The 6492-nt window shown below is 67.2% G+C and carries 7 protein-coding genes and 1 riboswitch; of the genes, 5 read left to right on the top strand and 2 right to left on the bottom strand.

Features of this window, described 5'->3' with window-relative positions:
* The first annotated feature begins 9 nt into the window (after positions 1-9).
* Entirely contained in the window at positions 10-819 is an 810-nt protein-coding gene (locus tag AC3WPZ_RS27330) for an SDR family oxidoreductase (RefSeq protein ID WP_382322368.1), read from the top strand.
* 96 nt (positions 820-915) lie between these two features.
* Here AC3WPZ_RS27330 and rbp read toward each other — a convergent pair whose 3' ends face one another.
* Positions 916-1323, bottom strand: a complete 408-nt coding sequence (gene rbp, locus AC3WPZ_RS27325; RefSeq protein ID WP_291115208.1) for an RNA-binding regulator — start codon at positions 1321-1323, stop codon at positions 916-918.
* 282 nt (positions 1324-1605) lie between these two features.
* Positions 1606-1681, top strand: a riboswitch (SAM riboswitch).
* Positions 1682-1704: 23 nt separating this feature from the next.
* Between rbp and metX the strand changes: the two genes are divergently transcribed.
* Together metX and metW are read left to right on the top strand one after the other, a co-directional pair.
* Positions 1705-2904, top strand: coding sequence for a homoserine O-succinyltransferase MetX (gene metX / locus AC3WPZ_RS27320; protein ID WP_382322367.1), 1200 nt, complete (start codon positions 1705-1707; stop codon positions 2902-2904).
* A 61-nt stretch (positions 2905-2965) separates the two neighbouring features.
* Positions 2966-3547, top strand: coding sequence for a methionine biosynthesis protein MetW (gene metW, locus AC3WPZ_RS27315; protein ID WP_297402977.1), 582 nt, complete (start codon positions 2966-2968; stop codon positions 3545-3547).
* Positions 3548-3560: 13 nt separating this feature from the next.
* On the opposite strand, the gene AC3WPZ_RS27310 is transcribed toward metW, so the two are convergent.
* The gene (locus AC3WPZ_RS27310; RefSeq protein ID WP_382322366.1) at positions 3561-4247 is read right to left on the bottom strand and encodes a transglutaminase-like domain-containing protein; all 687 of its coding nucleotides are present in this window, start codon (positions 4245-4247) and stop codon (positions 3561-3563) included.
* Between the two features lie 206 nt (positions 4248-4453).
* Here AC3WPZ_RS27310 and AC3WPZ_RS27305 point away from each other — a divergent pair, with 206 nt between their 5' ends.
* Entirely contained in the window at positions 4454-4981 is a 528-nt protein-coding gene (locus AC3WPZ_RS27305) for a chemotaxis protein CheW (protein ID WP_291115200.1), read from the top strand.
* Between the two features lie 39 nt (positions 4982-5020).
* Positions 5021-6492 (top strand): Cache 3/Cache 2 fusion domain-containing protein (locus tag AC3WPZ_RS27300; protein WP_492442485.1); only part of this gene is annotated, 1472 nt, incomplete at its 3' end.

The following is a 6492-nucleotide window of genomic DNA, read 5'->3' as shown; positions in this document are numbered from 1 at the left end:
CACCCCACCATGCACCCGACCCCCACCGTCTCCGGCCCGCTGGTGTTCATCACCGGCGCTTCCAGCGGCATCGGCCAGGCCCTGGCGGCCCGCTTCGCGCGGGCGGGTTACCGGCTCGCGCTGGTGGCGCGCCGCACCGAGGACATGCAGGCCTGGGCCCAGGCACAGGGCTTCGACGCCGCGCGCTGCCAGGTGTATGGCGCCGACGTGGCCGACATCGACAGCATCGTCGCCGCCGGCCAGGCCTGCCTGGCCGCGCAAGGCGTGCCCGACGTCGTCATCGCCAACGCCGGCATCAGCATCGGCATGGACACCGCCGACCGGAGCGACATCGACGTGATGGCGCGCACCTTCGCCACCAACAACACCGGCCTGGCCGCCACCTTCCACCCTTTCGTGGCGGCCATGACCGCGCGCGGCAGCGGCGCGCTCGTGGGCATCGGCAGCGTGGCCGCCATCCGGGGCCTGCCCGGGCACGGCGCCTACTGCGCCAGCAAGGCCGCGGTGGTGGCGTATTGCGAGAGCCTGCGGGGCGAGCTGCGGGGCAGTGGTGTGGCCGTTGTCACCCTGCTGCCGGGCTATGTGGACACGCCGCTGACACGCCAGAACCGCTACCGCATGCCGTTTCTGTTGACCGCGGAAACCTTCGCCGACCGCGCGTTCGACGCCATCGGCGCGGGCACGAGCTACCGCGTCATTCCCTGGCAGATGGGCGTGGTCGCCAAGCTGCTGCGGCTGTTGCCCAACCCCTGGTTCGACCGCCTGCTCGCCGGCCGCCCGCGCAAGCACCGTCAGGGCGAGCGGGACGCCACCCGCTGAGGCGGCCATGAAAAAAGCCCTGGGGCAGATGCCACAGGGCTTTTGTGTCGTGTCGACCGGCGCCAGGCGCCGGTTCAGGCCGACGGGTGCGGGCGATCAGTAACCGCCGCGGCCACCACCGCCACCGCCTTCACGACGGCCACCGCCGCCGTAGGGGCTGCGGAAGCCGCCTTCACCACCGCCACCACCACCAAAGCCGCCGCCGCCACTGCGGCCACCGCCGAAGCCGCCACCACCGCTGCGGGGTGGGCGGGCTTCCATCGGACGTGCTTCGTTGACCACTAGGCTGCGACCGCCCAGCGATTGACCGTTCATGCCTTCGATCGCGGCTTGCGCTTCGGCATCGCTGCCCATTTCCACAAAGCCGAAGCCCTTGGAGCGACCCGTTTCGCGTTCCATCATGACCTTGGCGCTGTTGACAGAACCATAGGCGCTGAAAGCTTGTTGCAGGTCTTCGTCGCGCACGGTGTAAGGCAGATTGCCCACGTACAGTTTGTTGCCCATGGTTGGGACTCCTAATAACACAGAGAAAAATAGCGATGGAGCCCCGTTAGCACACAAAAACCTGTAGCACGCGAAACCAACCGATCACTTGTCAAAACGAGCGTTTTCCACGCTCGCCGAGGGATTATGCGCTGAATGTCCTGCAAACACTAACTATTTTTCAGGATGTGCAAAGGTGTGGTAAGCCCGATGCGCGGCAACAACAGGGAGGCGAAAACAGCGGGAAAACCCGTCTTGGCGGGCCCTGGCCGGCGGCTGCAGGGGCCGTCGGATCAATTTATACTGACGCCCAGCGCCGATTTGTTCCAGATTGCGGGCGCTTTAAAAATGCCGCTAAAGGGGAGATTCCCGGTCTCGCTCTTGGCGGCACCGGGTTTTTTATTGGGCGAACGGCGCCCGCAGGACAAGGCCTTGATCGTCACGCCACAGACCTTCCCATTCTCCGAACCGCTGCCGCTGCGTTCCGGCGCCACCCTGCCGGCCTATGAGCTGGTGGTGGAAACCTATGGCACGCTCAACGCCGACCGGTCCAACGCGGTGCTGATCTGCCACGCGCTCAATGCCTCTCACCATGTCGCGGGCTGGTACGCCGACGACAGCGGCCAGCCGCTGGCGCGCAGCGAGGGCTGGTGGAACAACATGATCGGCCCGGGCAAGCCGGTCGACACCGACAAGTACTTCGTCATCGGGGTCAACAACCTGGGCTCTTGCTTCGGCTCCACCGGCCCGACCCACAACAACCCCGCCACCGGCACGCCCTGGGGCGCGGATTTCCCGGTGGTCACGGTGGAGGACTGGGTGGATGCACAGGCCCGCCTGCTCGACGCCATGGGCATCCAGACGCTGGCGGCGGTGATGGGCGGCAGCCTGGGCGGCATGCAGACCCTGAGCTGGACCCTGCAGTACCCCGAGCGCGCGCGCCACGCGGTGGTGGTGGCCAGTGCGCCCAACCTCACGGCCGAGAACATCGCCTTCAACGAGGTGGCGCGGCGCGCCATCGTGACCGACCCCGATTTCCACGGCGGCCACTACCTGCGCGAGGGCACGTTGCCGCGCCGGGGCCTGCGCATCGCCCGCATGATCGGCCACATCACCTACTTGAGCGACGACGTGATGAACGAGAAGTTCGGGCGCAGCCTGCGCTCGAGCGACGCCCAGGATCCCGCGGCGGCGGCCGAACTGGCCTACCGCTACTCCACGCAGGACGTGGAGTTCCAGATCGAGAGCTACCTGCGCTACCAGGGCGACAAGTTCAGCGAGTACTTCGACGCCAACACCTACCTGCTGATCACCCGCGCGCTCGACTATTTCGACCCGGCGCGCGCGTTCGATGGCAACCTCACGGCCGCGCTGGCGCGCGCCCAGGCGAAGTTCTTCCTGGTGAGCTTCACCACGGACTGGCGGTTTTCACCCGCGCGCAGCCGCGAGATCGTCAAGGCCCTGCTCGACAACCAGCGCGACGTGAGCTACGCCGAGATCGATGCGCCGCACGGCCACGACGCCTTCCTGCTCGACGATCCGCGTTACCTGCAGGCGGTGCGGGCCTACTTTGAACAGACCATCGCGGGAGGCAAGGCATGAGCGCCGCGCCGGGCCGCCCCAAGCAAGCTCGCTCCGCAGTGCGCAGCACGGAGGTTTTCAAATGAGCGAAAAGCCATTGATGGACGCCATCGCCCGCCTGGTGCCGCCGGGCTCGCGCGTGCTGGACCTCGGGTGCGGCGACGGCGCCCTGCTGGCCCATTTGCAGGCCGCGCGTGGCTGCAGCGGCTATGGCGTGGAGATCGACGACGCCAAGGTGCTCGCCTGCATGCGGCGCGGCGTCAACGTGCTGCAGCTCAACCTGGAAGACGGGCTGACCATGTTCGGTGACGACGCGTTCGACGTGGTGCTGCAGATCGACACCTTGCAGCACCTGCGCAACGCCGAAACCATGTTGCGCGAGACCGCGCGCGTGGGTCGCCTGGGCGTGGTCGCCTTTCCCAACTTCGCGCACTGGCCCAACCGCCTGCACGTGCTGCAGGGCCGCATGCCGGTCACCAAGCGCCTGCCTTACCAGTGGTACGACACGCCCAACATCCGCGTCGGCACGCACGCCGACTTCGAGGTGCTGGCGCGACGCAACGGCCTGACCATCGAGGACAGCTTCGGCCTGCACGAGGGCCGCGAGGTCCGCGTGCTGCCCAACCTGATGGCCAGCACGGCTGTGTTCCGCTTCTCAAGCTGATCGGCGGCCCGGCTCAGGCCCGGCCGGCTTCGCGCGCGGCGTCGGCGCCGAAGTCGCCCTCGATCGGCTGCGCGTCGGTGGGCATGTCGGGGTAGACCTCGCGGAACACCTCGCGCATGCGCGCCAGGGGCAGGTCGTCGAAGGCCCCATGTTCGTTCACGTACTCCATGTGCTGGCGGCCTTCGCGGTCGAAGGGGTGGTAGATCGAATCGGCCTCGCCATCGAACTCCAGCGGCAACAGGCCGAATTTGTCGCACAGCTCGATGTTGAAAGCCGGCGTGGCCTTGCGCCAGGCGCCGTCGATCCACAGCGAGGTGTAGCCGTGCCAGACGAAGACGTCGGTCTTCATGGTGTGGCGCATGCGCTCGGTGGAGAGGTGGTTGCGCACGTCGGCAAAGCCCAGCCGCGCGGGAATGCCCTCGGCGCGGCACACCGCCGCCAGCAGCACGGCCTTGGGCACGCACCAGCCGTGGCCTTGTTCCAGCGCGCGGCTCGCGCTCATGCCGGCGTCGGACATGTCGATGCGGTAGGGGTCGTAGCGCAGCCCGTCGCGCACGGCGAGGTACAGCGACACCGCCTTCTCGCGCGGTGTCTCGCCGTGGACGTGTTCCCGGGCGAAGGCGCGCACGGCGGGGTGGTCGGTTTCGATCCAGCGGGTGGCGGCCAGGTGTTGCGGGCCAGGCGGGGTGGTGTCGTTCATCGGTTCAAGTTACCAGATGGCCGGCGGGGCCACCGACGCCTCAGGGACAAACCCTGAGCCGGCGCGGGGCCGCTTCTGCGTACTTTGGTACTCGATGTGCCTGGCGAGCGGTGATTGGGGCGGGTTTGTCGGCCTTTTTACGCCTTCAGCCGCCGCCGCGCTGGCCGATATTCCTGGGACCAACCCGTCAACTGAGGACCCGATCCATGGACATGCGCAACGAAGCCAACCACCTTGCCCGCCACGACAGTGCCAGGGCCGCCGCCGCACAAGCTGCCAGCGCCGAATTCCTGACCTTCCGCCTGGGTGGCGAGGAGTACGGCATCGACATCCTGCGCGTGCAGGAAATCCGCTCCTACGAAGAGCCCACCCGCATCGCCAACGCCCCGGCGTTCATCAAGGGCGTGGTCAACCTGCGCGGCGTGATCGTGCCGGTGGTGGACCTGCGCATCAAGCTGGGTTGCGACAAGGTGGAATACAACGGCTTCACCGTGGTGATCGTGCTCAACGTGCACGGCCGCGTGGTCGGCGCGGTGGTCGACTCCGTCTCCGACGTGCTCGAGCTCGCCGGCGACCTGATCAAGCCGGCACCCGAGATGAACACCAACGTCAACACCAGCTTCATCACCGGCATCGCCAGCGTGGGTGAACGCATGCTGATCCTGATGGACATCGAAGCCCTCATGTCCGGCAGCGACATGGGCTTGATGGACAGCGCCCAGGCACTTCAATAACAAGCCCGCGGCCCGGGCCGCGACGAGGAGCTTCCGAAGATGAGACCAACCGACAACCGACAAAGCTCGGTGGCGCGCCGCGTCGCCCTGCTCGCCGTGGCCCTGCTGTCCGTGGTGCTGGTGCTGATCAGTGGCGTCATGTCCGTCATGGCGGAAAAATCCTCGCGCGAGCGCATGGTCCAGTGGACGGGCGACAAGGCCTTGTCCGTGGGCAATTCGATCGACGCTTTCGACACCACGGCGCGCATGATGACGGATCGGGCCTACAAGCCGTTCCGCCAGAAGTTCGCCGACAAGTTCGAGCTCGACGTGCAGGCCGGCATGCTCAAGGGCTGGGGCATGCTGCTCAACAACGACTTCTCCGAGGTCGACACCTTCGGCCGCACCAACGGTGGCGCGGCGACGATCTTCATGCGCAAGGGCGATGACTTCGAGCGCATCAGCACCTCGCTGAAAAAGGAAAACGGCGAGCGTGCCATGGGCACGCTGCTGGCCCGCAAGCACCCGGCCTACCCGTTGATGCTGGAAGGCAAGACCTACACCGGCCGCGCCGTGTTGTTCGGCAAGCCCTACATGACGCATTACGAGGCCCTGAAGGACGACGCCGGCAAGGTGGTCGGCATCCTGTTCATCGGTTTCGACATGGCCGACTTCCAGACCGCGCTGGACAAGCTCGTGGACGAAGCGCGCTTCTTCGAGAGCGGTGGCAGCTATGTGATCGACCCCGCCGGATCGAACGAGGATGCGGTGTTCGTCTCGCACCCCACGGCCGCGGGCAAGAAGGTGCTGGAGGTGAACCCCGGCGCTGCCGCGATGCTCAGCGAAATGCGCGCATCGCCGGAGGTGTTCGTGGGCGAGGCCACGCCTTTGTTCAACGCGTCCATCGAGCGGCCGTGGGCGGTCAAGCGCCAGTCCCAGTCGGGCTGGTGGGTGGTGGCCGAGGTGTCCGACAAGGAAGCCATGGCCAGCTACTGGCGCACCATGTACGCCCTGTGGGCCATGCTGGCCGTGGCCACGGCCGCCCTGGGCGCTGGCATGTACCTGCTGGTGCGCCGCAACGTGAGCCAGCCGCTGGCCCAGCTGACCGCCGCCGTCACCACCGTGGCGCAGGGTGACCTGAGCCAGGCCTTCCAGTCCAGCCGCAGCGACGAAATCGGCCGCCTGGTGCGCGAGGTCGAGAGCATGCGCCAGCGCTTCCTCGGCATGATGCGCGAGCTGCGCAGCGCGACGGACAGCATCAACACGGCGTCGGTGGAGATTGCCTCGGGCAACCAGGACCTGAGCGCGCGCACGGAGCAGGCGGCAAGCAACCTGCAGGAAACGGCGGCGAGCATGGAGCAGCTCACGAGCACGGTGCGCCAGAGCGCCGATGCGGCGCGCCAGGCGAACCAGCTGGCGGCGAGCGCCGCGGAGATCGCGGTGCGCGGCGGTGAAGTGGTGGGCCAGGTGGTCACGACCATGGACGAGATCAACCACAGCAGCAAGAAGATCAGCGACATCATCGGCGTGAT

This window comes from Hydrogenophaga sp. FW305-3-2-15-A-LB1, from assembly GCF_058787875.1.
Note: the sequence above shows the minus strand (reverse complement) of the source record. Positions and strands in the feature narration are given on the sequence as shown.

Bases quoted from the DNA above. Each gene is read 5' to 3' on its own strand.
- AC3WPZ_RS27330 (WP_382322368.1), top strand. From the start codon at position 10: ATGCACCCGACCCCCACCGTCTCCGGCCCGCTGGTGTTCATCACCGGC.
- rbp (WP_291115208.1), bottom strand. From the start codon at position 1,323: ATGGGCAACAAACTGTACGTGGGCAATCTGCCTTACACCGTGCGCGAC.
- metW (WP_297402977.1), top strand. From the start codon at position 2,966: ATGAGCGAAAAGCCATTGATGGACGCCATCGCCCGCCTGGTGCCGCCG.
- AC3WPZ_RS27310 (WP_382322366.1), bottom strand. From the start codon at position 4,247: ATGAACGACACCACCCCGCCTGGCCCGCAACACCTGGCCGCCACCCGC.
- AC3WPZ_RS27305 (WP_291115200.1), top strand. From the start codon at position 4,454: ATGGACATGCGCAACGAAGCCAACCACCTTGCCCGCCACGACAGTGCC.